This window comes from Dyadobacter sp. 22481 (assembly GCF_052044875.1).
GTDB classification, from domain to species: Bacteria; Bacteroidota; Bacteroidia; order Cytophagales; family Spirosomataceae; genus Dyadobacter; species Dyadobacter endophyticus.
Genome location: NZ_JBQENV010000002.1, coordinates 923,661 through 941,712, shown reverse-complemented (window position 1 = coordinate 941,712; position 18,052 = coordinate 923,661). Strand labels below are relative to the sequence as shown.

General features: G+C 49.7%; 12 protein-coding genes. 5 read left to right on the top strand and 7 right to left on the bottom strand.

Annotated features, from left to right (window positions below; genetic code table 11):
• Window positions 1-178 precede the first annotated feature (178 nt).
• Together ACTJJJ_RS13935 and ACTJJJ_RS13930 are read left to right on the top strand one after the other, a co-directional pair.
• Window positions 179-592, top strand: coding sequence for a hypothetical protein (locus ACTJJJ_RS13935; protein ID WP_188934206.1), 414 nt, complete (start codon window positions 179-181; stop codon window positions 590-592).
• Window positions 593-673: 81 nt separating this feature from the next.
• Complete coding sequence (locus ACTJJJ_RS13930) at window positions 674-1,075, top strand: DUF1398 domain-containing protein (protein ID WP_426293023.1); 402 nt, start codon at window positions 674-676, stop codon at window positions 1,073-1,075.
• Here ACTJJJ_RS13930 and ACTJJJ_RS13925 read toward each other — a convergent pair.
• Complete coding sequence (locus tag ACTJJJ_RS13925) at window positions 1,072-2,091, bottom strand: threonine aldolase family protein (RefSeq protein WP_440702111.1); 1,020 nt, start codon at window positions 2,089-2,091, stop codon at window positions 1,072-1,074. The two genes, ACTJJJ_RS13930 and ACTJJJ_RS13925, sit on opposite strands and share 4 nt — an antisense overlap.
• A gap of 117 nt (window positions 2,092-2,208) precedes the next feature.
• On the opposite strand from ACTJJJ_RS13925, the gene ACTJJJ_RS13920 reads away from it, so the two are divergent.
• Window positions 2,209-2,391: a hypothetical protein gene (locus ACTJJJ_RS13920; RefSeq protein ID WP_188934212.1), complete on the top strand. Its 183-nt coding sequence runs from the start codon at window positions 2,209-2,211 to the stop codon at window positions 2,389-2,391.
• Here the strand turns inward: ACTJJJ_RS13920 and ACTJJJ_RS13915 are convergent.
• Together ACTJJJ_RS13915 and ACTJJJ_RS13910 are read right to left on the bottom strand one after the other, a co-directional pair.
• Window positions 2,388-3,536, bottom strand: coding sequence for an FAD-dependent oxidoreductase (locus tag ACTJJJ_RS13915; RefSeq protein ID WP_188934214.1), 1,149 nt, complete (start codon window positions 3,534-3,536; stop codon window positions 2,388-2,390). The two genes, ACTJJJ_RS13920 and ACTJJJ_RS13915, sit on opposite strands and share 4 nt — an antisense overlap.
• A 147-nt stretch (window positions 3,537-3,683) precedes the next feature.
• The gene (locus tag ACTJJJ_RS13910; RefSeq protein ID WP_440702110.1) at window positions 3,684-5,999 is read right to left on the bottom strand and encodes a GH92 family glycosyl hydrolase; all 2,316 of its coding nucleotides are present in this window, start codon (window positions 5,997-5,999) and stop codon (window positions 3,684-3,686) included.
• Window positions 6,000-6,109: 110 nt separating this feature from the next.
• On the opposite strand from ACTJJJ_RS13910, the gene ACTJJJ_RS13905 reads away from it, so the two are divergent.
• Window positions 6,110-6,958 (top strand): MBL fold metallo-hydrolase, encoded by an 849-nt coding sequence (locus ACTJJJ_RS13905; protein WP_440702109.1) that lies wholly within the window; start codon window positions 6,110-6,112, stop codon window positions 6,956-6,958.
• Window positions 6,955-7,713 (top strand): patatin-like phospholipase family protein, encoded by a 759-nt coding sequence (locus ACTJJJ_RS13900; protein WP_440702108.1) that lies wholly within the window; start codon window positions 6,955-6,957, stop codon window positions 7,711-7,713. Before ACTJJJ_RS13905 ends, ACTJJJ_RS13900 begins: the two co-directional genes overlap by 4 nt.
• Here the strand turns inward: ACTJJJ_RS13900 and ACTJJJ_RS13895 are convergent.
• The 4 genes from ACTJJJ_RS13895 to ACTJJJ_RS13880 form a co-directional block, all read right to left on the bottom strand.
• Entirely contained in the window at window positions 7,702-9,006 is a 1,305-nt protein-coding gene (locus tag ACTJJJ_RS13895; RefSeq protein WP_440702650.1) for a vanadium-dependent haloperoxidase, read from the bottom strand. The two genes, ACTJJJ_RS13900 and ACTJJJ_RS13895, sit on opposite strands and share 12 nt — an antisense overlap.
• A gap of 13 nt (window positions 9,007-9,019) precedes the next feature.
• Window positions 9,020-12,406 carry a VCBS repeat-containing protein gene (locus tag ACTJJJ_RS13890; protein ID WP_440702107.1) on the bottom strand — a complete coding sequence of 1,129 codons (3,387 nt, stop codon included), beginning with the start codon at window positions 12,404-12,406 and terminating at the stop codon, window positions 9,020-9,022.
• Window positions 12,407-12,498: 92 nt separating this feature from the next.
• Entirely contained in the window at window positions 12,499-14,373 is a 1,875-nt protein-coding gene (locus tag ACTJJJ_RS13885; protein ID WP_440702106.1) for a RagB/SusD family nutrient uptake outer membrane protein, read from the bottom strand.
• Between the two features lie 12 nt (window positions 14,374-14,385).
• The gene (locus ACTJJJ_RS13880) at window positions 14,386-17,604 is read right to left on the bottom strand and encodes a SusC/RagA family TonB-linked outer membrane protein (protein WP_440702105.1); all 3,219 of its coding nucleotides are present in this window, start codon (window positions 17,602-17,604) and stop codon (window positions 14,386-14,388) included.
• Between the last annotated feature and the right edge of the window lie 448 nt (window positions 17,605-18,052).

Here is an 18,052-nt window from a genome sequence, read left to right as displayed (position 1 = left end):
ATTCACGTTCTACAAATTCTGGCATATTGAGGTCAAAGTACCTCAATATGTACATCGCCGATTTGCCTTTTCCTGGCGAAAAACGACTGTACAGCAAGGCATACTTTTTTCCCGGATGATGATCAAACCGCTATCAATTGTTCAATCAATCAGATCGTCAATCTTAAAATAAAATATTATGGACTTGCAAGGATCAGACCAGGACAAGGTTAAGAAACCGCATCCTTCCAATAAAAACATGAGTGAGCCCGATACACTCATCGAAACGCTTGAAGATTTGCAGGAGCAAGGCTATACCTATGATTTTAACCTCACAGCCCATGCCCTGGAAATACATCAGGACGACGGCATTTGCCTTACGTTGTCACCCGAAGATTTCGACATTGTACAGGTTTACCGGTTCGAAGGGATGACCAACCCGTCGGATATGTCGATTTTATACGCCATCGAGTCGAAAGACGGATTGAAAGGAACACTTGTGAGCAGCTATGGTGTGTATGCCGACGCGATGTCCAATGAAATGATCAAAAAACTGGATACGCGTAGCTCACTGATCGTCCATCATCCCGAAGATGACGATATGGCCCATTGATTTTCCTGATATGATTAACCTTAGATAAATGTTGCTTTGGCGATCGGCAAAGCAACATTTTTGATAAAAAGCGAACTGACCATGGAAATGATCGAACTGACCGAAGAACTTATTGAATCAGCCGAGCAACGGGCTGCCGGCCAGCCATACCCGCAATTTGTCAAGAACCTGAAAGCCCTCGGGGTTGACAACTATGAGGTGAAGGTAAAGAACCGTAAACGTACTTATACGTCCGTTCAGGGCGACAAGCTGATCATAGCCGGCGATTTGCCAGAATTTGAATGCGCAGAAACATTTGAGCTGGAAGAGGTGAAGGCGGCCATCAAACGCACCCAGGATGGCATTACCGACTACCCCACTTTCCTACGCGAGATCGGCGCTGCGGGCATACACACATACGTAGCCGACCTCACAGGCATGAAAGTGATTTACCAGGGACCAAATTCCGAATACGAGTATGAGGAATTGATCCCTGATGTTTAAAAGTTGTTCAGCCTGCCGCTCAACATTTCGAGCTGATCGTCGGTAAAATCGAGGTGCGTTACAAATCTGACCAGCCCCTTGCCGAACGTCACAGCCAGAATTCCGGCCTCGGCAAGGCGGCTTACATATTCTTTTTCTGTAATTCCGTCGTTTAGCCGGATGATGACAATGTTGGTATCGACAGGAAAGATCTCGGCCACCTCGGGCCTTGCAGCAAACAGCTGCCCTATTGCTCTGGCTCGGCTGTGATCTTCCTTCAACCGATCAATGTTGTGATCGAGTGCATAAATGCCTGCTGCGGCCAGAAACCCCGCCTGCCGCCAGCCACCGCCCATTACCTTACGGAAACGGCGCGCCTCACGAACCATTTCATGCGTTCCCAGAAGCAACGAACCCACAGGACAGCCCAGGCCTTTGGAGAGACAAATGCTGATGCTGTCAAATACCTGCCCGTATTGAACCGGCGTCTCGCCCGTTTCGACCAGTGCATTAAAAAGCCTCGCGCCATCCAGGTGCAACGGAATGTTACGTTCCCGGCAAACATCGCGGATCGCTTCGATTTCCTTCAAATCATAGTAGCACCCGCCACCTTTGTTCATAGTGTTTTCGAGCGAAATTAGCCTCGTAACGGTCGAGTGGACGTCGTTCTCCGGACTGATCGCTTCGCTGACCTGCTGCGCCGTGAGTCTTCCGCGGTCGCCGTCGAGGAGCTTCACGGAAGAAAATGCGTTCAGCATAATGCCCCCGCCTTCGTACAGGTAAATGTGCGAATGTTTGTCGCAGATCACGTCACTACCCGGACGGGTGTGGACGCGGATGGCCAGTTGGTTCGTCATGGTGCCGGAAGGGCAAAAGAGTGCATCTTCCATTCCGAAGAGTCTCGCAGCCTTTTCCTGCAATGCATTCACGGTCGGGTCGTCACCAAAAACATCGTCGCCTACTTCCGCGCTCCACATGGCTTCCTGCATTTCCTGAGTGGGCCTGGTAATGGTGTCGCTGCGGAGGTCTATTTTCATTTCAAAAACATTCATGGGGTATTCGTTGCAATTTCGCGCCAAATTAATGCTTAAAGCTGATTTCCGGGCAGGCATTGCTTACTTTAAACGGGTATATTGCAGGCAAAATCATGCAATATGGAATTCCAGGAATATCTGAAATCAAAAAAAATAGATGCGGAAGCGTTCAGGAAAGGCGATGTTTTGCGCTACCAGGAATGGAGCACGCTTTTTGAAACCATGCATCCGGAAAGTTTCACAGGCCATAAAAAATTCCTGATCAACGAGATCCGCCGGCGTTATCTTCTCAAAGAGGATTAACCTCGCATTTCCTCCATCAGTTTCATCAATATCCCGACGGTCTTCTCGGTTTGCTCCTTGCTCGGTGTCGTGTCCCAATTGCCTACGATCCCATTGCTGCCGATGTAAATACCGTCTTTCCGGGCAATGAAATTGGCACCTTGCGTATACAGCTTGTAATTCACGTCACCTTGGGGAATAAGGCAGGAAAGCTGGCCGGAAACAGGCGTCAGTTCGCTGTCGTTGAATACCGGTTTTGCACCCAGTCCCATACAATTCACGACCACTTTTTCGGGCAGCGCGTCGATATCTTCCAGCTTTTTGATCTCGTGGATTTTCACCTTTCCTCCGAACATCGTGAAATCCTGCAACTGGTGGCGCAAATAGGTCGGAATATTAAACATGATATTGGTCCTGCGTGTCACGTGGTCAGCTTTGAAAGGGTGTTCCTTCTTTTCCAGCCGCACGCGTTCCGGTAACAGACCATGTATTTCAAAATCCTCACCGCCTGCACCCGGTGTATAAACAGGTGCCTCTCTGAAAACGCCATATTCCTCTGCCCAGCTGGCAATATCATTCATTCCCAACAAAAATTGAAACCGGCGGAATGAGAACCGCGTCGCTTCTTCCCATATCGCCTCGAACCCGGGCTTCACGATTTTTTTATCACAAACCCTCGACGCCGGCGACCAGGTGCCGGTCGCAAGGTTGCTCGTCACATTCGGCGGCACGTCTTTGGTGTAAATGGTCACCTCACAGCCGCTTTCCTGCAACAGCCGGGCCGTCGCTATCCCTACCGTCCCACAGCCCAGCACGGCAACTTTCTGCTCGCCCGTAGCCAGTACATTCTTGCGCGCAATGTTGCCCGTGCCCCACGACAACGACCAGCCGCTGCCGCCATGGCCATAGTTGTGGACGATCGTCTTGTTTCCGATCTGCTCCACATCCAGCCGAGGCCCCGAGGCACGGAATGGCCGTAAACCGACCGTTTCTTTGACAATACGGTCCATCGAAAGGCGTAATTTGGGGATTTGATGGTAACCCCGGCTGATGTGAAAATGTTTGTCGGGATACCTCAACTCGGCTCTTGGCGCACAGGAGGTTGCAACGGCACCTAATGCGAAGCTGGCCGGAATGGCCTTTTCAAAGAAATTTCTGCGGTTCATTCGGTTGGGAGTGAATAGTAATGGAATTACGGAATTTAGCCACCAACCGCTGCGAATGCAAATTTTATATCGTTGTATTGAAAACTATCAAAACATTCTTTCCTGAAACATATTTTTCTCCATCCCGACACCGCTCTTAAATGCAAGTCAGTTTTTGGAGAGTGAAAAAGGAATATCCGCTTCTTGCGTGCCCCACTGCTTATTAGGTTTATCCCCCATTTGCAGCACCAGCGTTCCGCCTTTCAGAAGTTCGCCATGGGTAATGTAGGTCCTGGTGAAAGGCTTGCCATTTAACGTCGCCGATTGAATGTATCGCGCATTGTCGGAAACGCCTTTTGCCTTTACGGTAAATTTGCGGTTCTTGCCCGTTTCTATTGAAATTTCTTCAAAAACCGGGCTTCCGAGCACATATTGGTCTGTTCCCGGTGCTACGGGGTAAAAGCCCATCATACTGAAAGCCAGCCAGGCCGACATTTGCCCTCCGTCCTCGTTGCCGCTCAGCCCTCCAACACTCGTATCATATTCACTTCTGATGATTGTCCGCGCCCACTGCTGTGTCTTCCAGGGCTGCCCGGCAAATGCATAGAGATACGCAATCTGGTGATTAGGTTCGTTGCCATGCCAGTAATGCCCCTGGTCGAACAGCGTGTCGAGCTTGGCGATGAAACGGCTTTTGCCTCCCATGATTTTTTGGAGCCCCGCAACATCCTGCGGCACAAACCAGGTGTATTGCGCGGGGGAGCCTTCGGTAATGAAGCTGGCACGTTTAGCAAACGGGTCAAAATTGGCAATCCAGCGGCCGTCGGCATACCGTCCACGCGCATAACCTGTCGACGGGTCGATCACATGCCGGTAATTGAGCGCCCGGTTGCGCAGCTGATCCGCATCTTCCTTTTTGCCCAGGCTAGTCGCCAGGGTCGATAAGCAAAAATCATCGTACGCGTATTCGAGCGTGCGCGACACCTGCTCGCGCTTGTGAAATGCCTGCCAAACGCTGTCTTCCAGCGGCACGTAACCATATTGCAGGTAGGATCTCAATGCCCGGCGTCCCTGCCCTGCTTCATAGCTTTTGGCATTGGTATTCACTTCGAATGCATTTTTACGGAGGAAGTTGTAGGCGCTGTTTACATCGAAATTCCGGACATTCTTTGTATAAGCATCTGCGATCACCGACAATGCGTGGTCGCCCACCATCGCCGCCGTATAGTGGTTCCAGCAGGGGAAAATCGGCATCCACCCTCCCTGTTCGGCCTTTTTCACGAGTGATTGCATCATATCGCCCGCACGTTTGGGTTCAAGCAATATTTCCAGCGGCATTGCGGCCCGGAAGCTATCCCACATACTGAAATCGCAATAATATTCGAAACCTTCGGCTTTTTGGAGCGGGGTACCGCCTGCAAACGAGGGATAGCTGCCGTCGACATCCGAAAAGAGCCTTGGTGAAAGTTTAGTCCTGTATAATGCACTGTAAAAAAGCGCCTTATCATTTTCACTACCAATAGCCGCTACTTTCCCCAAAGCCTCATTCCACGCATCGTGCGACGCTTTGCGGACAGCTTCGAATGTTTTCGTACCTAATTCTTTTTCAAGATTCGCGCGTGCACCCTCAATGCTCGTGAATGACGTGCCTATGCGGACCGTTATCACCTGTTTCTCGTCACCGAACCCCACATACGCTCCGAGCCTTTCCCGGTTGCCTTTGCCGGTAAGTATCCTTCCCATTGGTGTAATGGTATCGCCCAACCACACACCCGACTGCATAAATTTCTGATCGAATTTCATCACAAAATACCCGCTGATACCGGCCGGCTGGCCCGCTCCCTGGTAAATACGGTGTACGGGGTTATAACCCACTATCTCCCCTCGCTCCCGGAGCACCTCCACAAAACCTTCCCCTTCGTCGCTATTGGGCTCTACTATGATGAATGACTCCTCCCCGCTCCCGAACTTGAAGCGCATGATCGCCGTCCGCGCCAGTGCAGTTACCTCCGCATGGATCTGATGATCCTGCAACCACACCCCATAATAATCGGGCGTACTTTCCTCTTTGTCGTGACTGAACACGCTGGCTCTTTTTTGGGGATCGGTAGTGAGCTCGCCCGACAGCGGCATCACGGTGATGGAGCCATAATCCTGTACGCACGAGCCATTGAGCCAATGCGTGCCGCGAAACCCCTGAAATTTATTATCGTTGTAGTAAAACGGCGCAATGCATTTGGTTTCTGTCGCGCGCGTTTGGGGCGTCCACTGGGTCATGCCATTGGGCACGCCCACAGCAGGGATGGTTTGTCCTTTCAGCTCGCTTCCTGCCTCGCTGTGTGCTTTGGCGCTTTCCGTTGCCGACGGGGCGGTACCGATCATCGTGGCCACGTAGTCGACGGGCTTTTTTTGTGCACAGGATTGATTATCAACAAAAAACGTCGACAATAGCATTAAACTGACTGGAAGGAACGGTACGCGCATGATTAGGCTTGTTATGTATTGAGGGCGGAAGATCGAAAAAATAATGGTATGTTAGGTCGATAGAATGTTGATATTCCACTGATTTAGACGATTAAAATCTCAAAAACCCTATGAAAATCCATATCATCGACACCGGTTTTTTCAAGCTCGATGGCGGGGCGATGTTCGGCGTGGTCCCAAAAGTGCTTTGGAATAAACACAATCCTGCCGATGACAAAAATCTGTGCTCCTGGGCTATGCGATGCCTGCTGATTGAGGATGGTGCAAAACTAATACTGGTCGACACCGGAATGGGTAACAAACAGGACGACAAATTCTTCGGTTATTACGACCTCCACGGCAACGCGACTTTGCATTCCTCCATCGCCGAAAAAGGTTTCAGCCCTGCGGACGTTACCGACGTGCTGCTAACCCACCTGCATTTCGATCACGTCGGTGGCGCCGTACAGTTCAGCCGCGACGGCTCCCGTCTCGAACCGACCTTCGCAAACGCCACCTACTGGTCGAACGAAGCGCATTGGAAGTGGGCTACCAATCCTAACCCGCGTGAGAAAGCATCGTTTTTAAAGGAAAATATACTTCCCTTGCAGGAATCGGGGCAACTACAATTTATTCAGAACGGTCAGTCGCCGTTTGAAAACATCAACCTCATCAACGTCGACGGGCATACCGAGCAAATGATGCTGCCGGTGATTCAATACAAAAACCAGAAGATCATTTACTGCGCCGACCTCTTTCCTTCGTCCTATCACGTCCCCATTCCGTGGATCATGAGTTATGACATGCGGCCGCTGCAAACGATGGAAGAAAAGCAGAGCGTTCTCCGACAAGCCGTAGATGAGGAATGTATATTGCTTTTCGAGCATGATCCTGTTTATGAGGCTGCATTGGTGGAAAATACGGAGAAGGGAATCAGGATTCGGGAGCGGGGAATGTTGGGGGATTTTGTTCAGCCATGAAAACAGCACTAATCCTCTCAGGCGGGGGCGCGCGGGGGATCGCGCATGTGGGCGTGGCGCAGGCATTGTGGGAGCGTGGCATACGGCCCGATGTGATCAGCGCTACGAGCTCAGGGGCATTTGTGGGAGCATTGCTGGCCCACGGTTACGACCCGTCTGAGATTCTCAAAATCATTCGCGACACTAGTTTTTACCCATATTTGAGGTTTGGGATCGGCGCTAATGGCTTGCTGCACATGCGGAAAATGGAAGATGTTTTCCGCAAATTCATTCCAGAAAACACATTCGAATCGCTCAAAACACCGCTGGTGGTGACTGCTACCGACATTGTTTCGGGAGAAGAAGTACGTTTCCGCAGCGGAGAATTGGCATTGCCCGTCCTAGCGTCATGCTGCATTCCCGGGCTTTTCAGTCCGATGCATTATAATGGCTACGACCTGGTCGACGGAGGTGTTTTGAACAACCTGCCCGTCGAACCGGTGCTCGACGAGGCCGATTACCTTATCGGCAGCCATTGCAACCCCTTCAATCTGGATAAACCGCTCAAACGGACCACCGAGATCGTCTACCGCAGCCTTATTCTGGCGATGCATACTAAAACCAGGGCCCGCTTAGCGAAATGCAACTTGCAGATAGAGCCGCCTGCATTGAGCCGGTTCAGCATTTTCGACTTCCGGAAGGCCGATCAGTTGTTTGAGGTGGGTTACAGATTTACAAAGACGCTGCTTAATGGGTCGCAAATGCTACTTTCCTGACGCCACCGCTTTGGTTTCAAGCTTCTTAACCACCCATTCTCCAACTTGCTTCCCTTGCTTCTGCCCGTTCTCGATCGCGTCCATGAAGTGAATACCACCGTAAAACCGCGACATGCCGGATTCTTCTGACGCCGCCAGGAACGATTTGAACGGGCGGGCTTTGAGATTGAAGCGCTCCTCGACGGTGTCGGTATAAGCAAAATCATCCCCGAAATAATGGGTAAGGATAACCGCAGCCGCTGTCGATATAACCGAGTGACCGCTGAGGTATTCGGGAAATGGCGGGGTTTGCAGGAATGGCTTCCAGGTTGGGTCGATATACTTACGGATGGCCGTTTCGGGGCGGAGGCGGTTGCTGCGGTATTTCTCGTCCCAGCAAGTCATAAAGCCGTCCATAAGCCCGATCGCCACCGAAGCGTTGATCAGCATGGTTTTAGAAAAATCGGTTTTTGCTTTCCGGCAGGCAATGTCCGTAATTCCCATCCAATGCGCACCCGGAGAGATTTTCTTCATCCCTACCAATAAATGGCCTTTGTTTTCCAACGCAAACGGATTACAATCCCAGAAGGCGGCGATCGTACGATGCTCCTGCGCTTTTTGATCGTTGTCGTAATTGAGCTTCATCAGTTTGTAAAACTCCGAATCTTTTGCTTCCGAGAAGGCGATCGGGGGCGCCGGGCGGAACTGTGAGGCCGAATCCAGTGTAAATGGACGCACCGTTTTGAAATAGGGTTCTACCGGCGGAAAATAACCCGGAGGTGTCGGATACCACGTTCCCGGGCCGCCGTGCGGCTCATACCTGGGAAAGTTGCTGATCTTGTTGTAACGGTCGCCTTTGGCATACTTCAAAATCTGCTTACTTACTGCCAACGCATACTCCTGCGAGCCGGCTATTACCTCGTCTGTAAACCCGATTTTCTTGCAGGAATCTATCAGGCTTTGCTGGTATTTTTTGAGCAGCATACCGCCCGAAGGCTGCATTTTTTTCGCCGTTTCCAGCATTGCCAAGGCGGAAGCGAGCTGGTAGGAATATTCCTCCACTTTCGGCTTTTCGATTTCCGGAAAATCGTTCAGCACGCCGTGCATGGTGGGATATGCCTTGTCGCTCCGAGCAACCACTTCATAGCCCGCCAGACAGGCATAAGCGTAAAACCTGGCTCCCAGCGGCGGGTTCGTGACGTCATGCACCATTACGTCGGTCATTTGCAACGTTACCTGCCCTATCACAGTCGGATCGATCTCCTTTTTAGATTCACTTTTCTTGCAGGCCGTCCACATGACGGCCAACAGCAATACGAGGAGAAGGTTATTGAACTTTGCCAATTTGATATGCTTTTACTTCCTGTTGATTAATTCCGAACAACAACTTATTTCCAAGCGGCAGTACACTTCTCACATCGCCTTTCAGCCCAAAGCCTGATTTATCCTGATGTACGTATTCGAACTGCCCTTTCCCATTTCCTTGCAATAGAATACCATAATTGGCATCGTATTTCCCGAAGCGAAGCCGGGCCTTGCTGACATTACCGCAAAGGAGCAAATCCTTTTTACCATCTGCGTTGTAATCGAGCGAAGTAATGGTGTAAACCGGCGATACCTGAACTTGCAACGGCAATGCCTTCTCTGCAAATTTGCCGTTCCCTGCTCTTTCGAAATAGGCCGTTTTCAAATAGGTCGCTTTCAGCTCTTTCGCTCCTTCTAGTTCTTCTTTTGTAAAAATTTCTTTCACCGTCAGGTCCGCGTAACTTTTATAGTCTTGAAAACGGGTACGCATAATGCTCATCTGATCCAGCATTTCGTCGCGGGTTACGTACGGGTAGCTTTTTCCCTGAATATAGAAGCTCATGATCGGGTCAACGGAGCCATTGTCGTCGAAATCCTTATAAACCATTTCTACCGGCTCGGCATCGCTGGCTTTGCATTGGGTGTTGGTACCCATGTTGCCAATCACCAGGTCGTCCTTACCGTCGCCATTCAGGTCTTCGACGAGGATTTTGTTCCACCAACCATTGTAAGATTTGTCAAAATAGTCGGTGGTTTTGTTTTCGAGTTTACCATTCGTATTGACAAACACAGTAACCGGCATCCATTCCCCTACCACGATCAGATCGGCTTTTTTGTCGCCGTTCAAATCCGTCCACGCAGCATCGGTAACAAGGCCAATGCGTTCCAGTTCTTTCGACAATGCTGCCGTCTGGTCAGTGAATTTACCCTTTCCATCATTAATGAGCACATAGCTGCGCGGCGTTTCAGGATAGCGGCCTGGTATCACGCGACCGCCTACGAAAAGGTCGGGCTTGCCATCTCCATTGATGTCTGTCGCACGTACACAGCTCGCGCTCGTAAGCATTGCAGGCAACGCGTTGGTACTTTTGGTAAAGTTGCCTTTGCCGTCGTTGACATACAGCCGGCTTTGCAGCAAGGGATCTTCGGGCATAAAGCTCGCGTAACCGCCGCTGGCAACGAAGATATCCTGCGTGCCATCGCCATCCGCGTCGAAAAACAATGCATCCGTATCTTCACTTTGTTTATCCGCTTCAAACGCAGGCACCGGTTTCAAACTGAACGTCCCGCCTTTTTGCTGAATGTACAATCTGGCTACTTCACCTGACGTACCGCCGATAAACACATCCTCCAAGCCATCGCCATTCACATCGCCTTTTCTCATACACGGATTCGTGAAGGAAATCGGGTTGATCAGCAGCGGCTGGCGTTTGAAATCATTCAGCTTCACCGCAGGGCTCTTGAATGTAATCGGTGAAGCTATTTGTGCAAACAACGGCGTGACAGCTTTGTCAGCTTTCGCCTTCTCCTTAGCATTTGCCTCGGAGAGCGCCAGCGTTGCATTCGTTTTGGGGTTAATAACCTTTTCCTGCTTGCCATTGAGCCAGGTTACCACCAATGAATCGATAGAGCTTTCTTTACCCAATCCGAAATGCAGCACCGGCGACACACTCGACTGGTAACCGCGTGTCGGCATTTGTTCGAGGTATTGTTGCTGCCCCTTCTGATAAATCGTCACCTTCGCACCAATCCCGAGCGTGTTTTGGCCGGCTCCGGTGAGTTTCACTTTGAGGTAATTGTTTTTCAAATGCTTATCGCCATCGTTCTGGTAAATAAATGCAGGCTTGTTGATGTTGTTGACAACGAGGTCGAGGTCGCCATCGTTATCAAGATCGGCGTAGGCTGCGCCGCCGGAGTTAGAGATCTCACCCAGGCCCCAGCTGTCGGCTACGTTGGTAAATGTCAGGTCTTTCTTATTTTGAAAAAGGTAGTTCTTCATATTGGAAGAAGGCATTTGGTACACGAGTTGCAGCACGTCTTCCCGTTTTACCTGTCCTTCGATGCGTTTCAAATGGTCGCCCATAAACTTCACAAAATCCATATTCGTGAAGTCGCGCAGGTTACCGTTTGTGATGAAAAGGTCTTTCCAGCCGTCGTTATCATAGTCGGCAAATAGCGACGCCCAGCTCCAATCGGTATTGGAAACCCCCGAAAGCTGGCCGATTTCGGAGAATACAGGTTGTTTTGTACCCTTGCCCAAGCCTTCGTTCAGTTGCAGCATATTGCGCATATACTGGTGATGGAAACCCATTTTGACGTTGAAATCAAACAATTCGTAGTTATCCAGGCCCGTCAGCAGCTTTTGGCGACGGTTATCTTCCGGAAGCATATCGAGCGTGAAAATATCGGGCAGGCCGTCGTTATTGAAATCGGCGATGTCGTTGCCCATCGAGGAATGCGACGTGTGGCCGATGCTGGCATCGAGCGCGTCGGTAAAGGTGCCGTTGCCATTATTGATATATAAAAAATCGGGAACGGAGTAATCGTTGGAAATATACATATCCTGCCAGCCGTCCTGGTTAACGTCGGCAATGCCGATACCGAGGCCGTAGGTCAGTTGCGAGCTGTGAATGCCCGCTTTCTTCGTAATATCTGTAAAATGTGGTGCGCCGTTTTGCGGGTCGTTGCGGAAAAGCCTCACGCCGGTAACCGGGTCTTCTTTTTTCAGGATATCCGCCGTACTTGCCTCGTCGAGGATCGGGAGGGCTTTCGGGTTATGGTTGAGCAGGAACATATCGAGGTCCCCATCTTTGTCAAAATCGAAAAATGCCGCTTGTGTGCTGTTGCTTAAAACGCCCAGACCGTATTGCTCCGCCATTTCTTCAAATTGCGGCACCCCCTGGGCATTGTTTCCTTTGTTGATGAATAACTGGTCTTTCAGGCTCTCGGGCGAAACCGCACCGGAGTAGCAAACATAAATATCCAGTTTACCATCTCCATTTACATCCGCCATGGTGACGCCTGTCTTCCACGGGCGCTCACGCCCTCCTACCTGCGCAATGCCGGTGATGTCCTCGAATACCATCTTACCCTTGTTCAGGTAAAGCTTGTTGGGCACCATGTTGCCGGTGAAGTAAATATCGTCGAGTCCGTCGCTATTCAGATCGCCTACCGCTACTCCCCCGCCGTTATAGAAGTATTCATACATCAGCACATTGGTGTTTAACCCCTCGGTCAATGTATTGGAGAAATCTACTTTTGTTTGTTCGGGGCTCAGCAACGTAAAGAGTTTGGGGCCCTCAGGGCCTTTCTTTTCTTCTTTGGAATCGGAGGATTTGTCACAACCGGAAAGTACCAGTCCAGCGATCAGAACAATGCTGCCTGCTTTCCAGGGCCATATTTGCTTCATGACAGGAATGAAGAGTTTTGAAGGAGTAAAAAAAGAAACTATGCCTTGTAAGCCAAGGCATAGTTTCAGTAAAATTAGTCAATAAAATATAACTATTTATCGTAACCCGGGTTTTGTACCAGTTTTGCGTTACGGTTGATTTCGTCGCGGCTAAACGGACGGAAATACATCTTATCGACCCACGTACGGTTTTCGTGCGATTTCTCTTCTACCGGAGTATAAGTATAATCGTAAACCGTTGGATCATAGTGATATGGCTCCTTCATTGATTTACCTGGCTTGAATTTACCGATTACGTTGATGTATTGCAACGAACGGCCCAATGTGGTCGGAGCGATCATCCAGCGACGTGCATCGTGGTAACGCTGTTCCTCGTAAGCCATTTCAATGCGCTTCTCGTGACGATAAGCCTCCTTCAAAGCAGCACCTGAAACTTTCAATGCAGGCATACCCGCACGGAAGCGGATCTTGTTCAGCCATTCCAATGCAACAGCTTCTTCGCCTACTTCAATGCTCGCCTCAATGTAGTTGAACACGTTTTCAGTCACACGCATGAACGGCCATGGGATGTTCTGGCGATCGGTGTTGTCGTACAACGACGGGTTCGGATCGATGAACTTACGCATGTAGTAACCGGTACGGCTTCCGTTCCAGTCTTCGATAGAACTGCTGCGGGTATCCAATCCTTTGCGGTTGATCACCGCACCTTTGTCGTCCAGAAGGTCATAAGCACCGGTCTGAATCTGGTTAGCAGGGTCTTTCGCATCCGAAGGACGTGGTTTCCAGGTAGCACCGTCGTACATTACCGTTGCATAGAAACGTGGGTCACGATTTGTGTACGGGCTTGCTTTGTGGGCAGGGTTAGTCCATGAGAACGAAGTACCGTCCATCATTTCGTAATCATCTACAAGCGTTCCGATCGGCGTGTTACCAGCCCAGTTGTGGTAGCCGTTAGGGCCATTGTTCAAACCGGTCTGACGTGCACCTTCGTTCTGGCTTGGTGTGAAATAGCGTCCAAAAATAATTTCGCTCGCAGTTGCATCCAGGGATTTGTCACCACTGGCACCAGCCATCGAAATGGAAATGTAGTTCAGGCGACCTTGTTCCGGAGTTACGGGAGCTGTCAGGTTCAGTTTATAACCGCTACCACCTGCATCCAAAGCAGCTTTTGCAGCAGCCTGAGCAGCCGTCCAGCGTGCTTTGCGATCACCCGAAGTGTAGCCCAGGAATTCAGGGTTCGCGAAAGCTGCAATGACAGGTGATTTGGCTTTCGCAGTCGGCATATCGTGCAAATCACTTGCTGCGTACAACAATACCCGTGATTTCAATGCAAGTGCGGCAGCTTTCGATGCACGCCCCTTTACCAGTGCTTTGCCATCCAGCAACAATGCTGCGCTATCGGCGTCGCTTACGATCTGCTTCACACATTCATCGTAAGTATTCCGCGCAACGGAATAGTCTTCGTTCAATGCATAAACTTTGGTGATCACAGGCACAGAACCGTAGTAACGCACCAACTGCTGATAGTAGTAAGCGCGCATAAAATACGCCTCACCTTTCAGACGCGCCTTCAGGGTTTCGTCCGTGAAAGTCGCCTTCGCGAGGTTAGCGATGGCGATGTTAGAGGCGCGGATGTACTGGTACATCTGGCTCCAACCGTAAGTTGCGTCCACCCATCCAAGGTTGGAAGGGCTCAAACTTCCTTCGTTCACCGTGTTAATGTTACGGCCTGTGTGGGTAAATACCGCTTCGTCGGTAAGGGAAGCAAGCATTTGCTCGCTGAAACCGCCCTGCTGCAAACCGGCGTAAATACCCGTCACAAAACCTTCTGACAATGCACCGTCTCCCCACACCTGGTCGCCCGCGATTTCGGTAGGTGGCGTTACATCGAGGAAATCAGTATCGCATGATGACAAGCCTCCCGCCATCAGTGCAGCAACCAATAAAAATTTATATGTCAATTTCATATTTCTGATTCGTTAAAATGCTAGACGTACACCTGCGCTGATAACTCTGGATTGCGGATAGTACTGACCACTGTTGGTAGTCGCCTCCGGATCCCAAACCTTGATTTTGTCGAAAGTCAACAGGTTCAGTCCGTTCACATAGATTCTCAGGTTGCTCAAACCGATTTTCGAACCGATTTCCGATGGCAGGTTGTAACCCAGTTCGATGTTTTTCAAACGCAGGTAGTTGTTGCTTTTCAGGAAGTAGTTGTTGATACCCGCCTGACCTGTGTTGGTGTAGTAACGGTTGTTACGGTTGGTCAAACGTGGGTATTTGTCGGTTGGATTGTCGATTGTCCAGCGGTGATCGAAGTCATATTTCAGGTAGTTACCGATATCACCCGATTCTGTCAAACCTACGATCTGCAAGCCGCCCAGCGTTCCCTGGAACAACATCGCCAAATCGAATTGTTTGTAACCCAGGTTGATCGAAGCACCACCTGTGAACCATGGACGAGATACTTTCTCGGTACGGATACGGTCATCGGCACTGATTTTGCCGTCGCCGTTCACATCCTTGAACTTCATGTCGCCTGGACGCAGGTTACCTGTGATCGGGCCGTAATCGAGTGTTTTAGCATCGATTTCTTCCTGGCTTCTGAACACACCGTCGAATTGATATACAAGGAATGATCCGTAAGGCATGCCGGTAGAGCGCTGATAAGAAGGAGCTCCCGGAACTTCATCCCAGTACTTGATTTTGTTTTTGGCATAACCACCATTAACGCTCACGGAGTAGGTAAAGTCGCCTGCATTGCCGTCATAGCTCAGCTTGAACTCCCATCCTTTGTTTTGCAGTTTACCCAGGTTTTGGGGAGGAAGCTTGCCATCGATACCCGCAGTAGAAGGCGTTGAACCTGTTTTCGGGATCAGCGTTTTTGAACGGTTGTTAACGAAGTAGTCGAACTCGAATGCCAGCTTGTCGTTGAACAACGTACCCTCGATACCGAAGTTAGAGTTGTTGGCAACCTCCCAGGTAAAGCTTGGGTTAGCAACGCGGGTTTCAAGCAACGTTTTCACAACCTGATCATTGATGATGTAGGTTCCGAAGCCCATGGTCGACAGGTATTGGTACTCAGCCAGTACGTCGCTTCCGAGGTTGTAAGGCTCAGCCCCCATTTGTCCCCACGATCCACGTAGCTTCACGTTATTCACGTAACGCGAGATGTTGTTTTTCCAGAAGCCTTCTTCTGAAATACGCCATCCTGCCGATACACCCGGGAAGAAACCGAAACGGCCATCTTTAGGGAATACGTAGGAACCATCCACACGCCACAGGAATTCAGCGAGGTATTTCTCTTTGAAGTTGTAACCTGCACGACCGAAGTAGCTCAAACGCGCTCTTTTGTACAAATCGAAGTTACCTAGATCCTGCTCTGGTGTACCACCCGCGAAAAGCTGGTCAACAACCGGAGAAATGAAGTAACGACGGAATGCATAGAAACCATCCGCATCCACTTTCTCACGCTGGATACCACCCATCACGTTGAAGTTGTGCCCGTCGATCGATTTTTCGTAAGAAACCTGACCGGTCAGCTGAACCGACAATTCCTGGGAAGCACTTTCTCTCAGACGTGGGTCTTTGAATGTAGAACGTACAGTTCCAGTCAGGAATGGTGTTTTACCATCGGCTTCAAAGGTTTTCTTATCCCAGAAATACAATGTCCAGGGTGTTTCGAAGTTTTTCTGACGGCGCAGCTGCTTGTCAATCGCAGCCATTGCGTTGATTTTCAAGCCTGGTACACCTGGCACCTGGATTTCCAGACCTCCGTTGGTTTGGATGTAGTCTCTCTTGTCGTTGTTATAACCTGTTGTGTTGGTTGTGATAACCGCCGGGTTCTGACCGTTCTCGATATCAGGACCCGGACGTCCGTCCGGCCAGATTGCGATTTCGGTTGGCTTACCGCGCATCAACATACGGAAGATCGCGCCAGCACCGTTACCACCACTTGGGAAGTGACGGAACTCTTCACGCAAAGTCACACCCAGGTTAGCAGTTACATACTTGTTGATTTTCGTGTCGAGGTTCAAACGCATATCATACTGTTTGTAACCTGTTGCCGAATTCACATAGTAGCCATCCTGGTTGATGTGTCCGATCGAAGCCAGATACTTCACGTTTTCGCTACCACCTGTCAATTGCAGGTTGTGACGTTGCTGCGGTGCCCATTTACGGATCACTGAGCCATACCAGTCGGTATTCGGGTGCAACAAAGGATCTGAACCGTCACGGAATTTCTTCATATCGTCCGGAGTGAACACAGCGTTTACCACGTTTCCGTTGTCAGTTCTGGTATATGAACCGTTCGTGTTGAAGCCTTGCAATGCGCCTTGCCATTGTCCTACCGGCAAGTTATCATAGATCTGCAATTCGTTACGGATCGTAGCGTACTCAGCAGCATTTGACATTTCAGGCGTACGCGTAGGCTGCGATACCCCCAGGTTCATATCATACGAAATCTGTGGTTTACCCGATTTACCGCGTTTGGTCGTAATGAGGATTACCCCGTTACCTGCACGTGATCCGTAAATTGCCGCAGCCGCATCTTTCAGTACCGAAATACTTTCGATATCGGCAGGGTTGATACGGTCGAGACCACCTGAACGGTTAGGAACACCGTCCACAACGATCAGCGCGTTACTGTTACCCAATGAGTTGGTACCGCGAATACGAATAGCTGAACCATCATAGCCAGGCTCACCGCTTGATTGTACCGCCGAAATACCAGGCAGACGACCACCCAATGTGTTGGACAAGTTAGCAGCAGGTGCTTTTTGAAGTTCTGCACCTTTCACCGCTGTTACCGAACCGGTCAGGGTAGCTTTTTTGGCAGTACCATAACCCACGACAACCACTTCTTCAAGTGCTTTGGTGTCGGCGAGCAAGGTTACATCGATGATGCTTTTACCACCAACGGAAACCTCTTGTGTCAGGTATCCGATAAAAGAGTAGACCAGTGTGCCGTTTCTTTCCGCGTTCACTGTATAAAGCCCCTCATTATCCGTTACTGTGCCTGCGGTGGTTCCTTTCACGACAACGCTAACGCCAGGCAGCGGTTGTCCCTGTTCATCTTTGATCTTACCCTTGATGGTATTCTGGGCGAATGCGCCCACGACCGTCACCAGGGCCAGACAAAGAGAAAAAACACTTCGTGATACAGCACGAGGCGTCCATCCAGTAGAAAATCTCATAGATTAAAAGTTAGATTAAAATTTATTGTAGTAAGAATGTTTGCTTAACCGTATAAGCACGGAACGTAGAGTCGGACTATGATTTTCATTCCGAAAATCTGTCGCGGCGGATGAATTAAAGTGTAGCTAGGAGAAGTCTCTACATAGTGTAATTTTAGTGATTAGGGTGAGTAATTTTCATCGACCAGAGTTCAGGCACTCAAACAGTGTATATGTTACACAATCTCATCTGGATACTCCTGACGTTTACTTGAGAAGTATCCGTGGGGCGTGTTACACTCGTTTGATTGTACAAAAAGATATTATTTTTTTTACAAAAAAAAGGTTTCCCGGTTAATGAATATGCATTCTTAAAAAATAACAATAAATAGTAGCATGAATCAAACATTTCTTATGATTTGGTTATATATAAGTTACAATTAATCATTCTTTTGTACAGAATTATCAC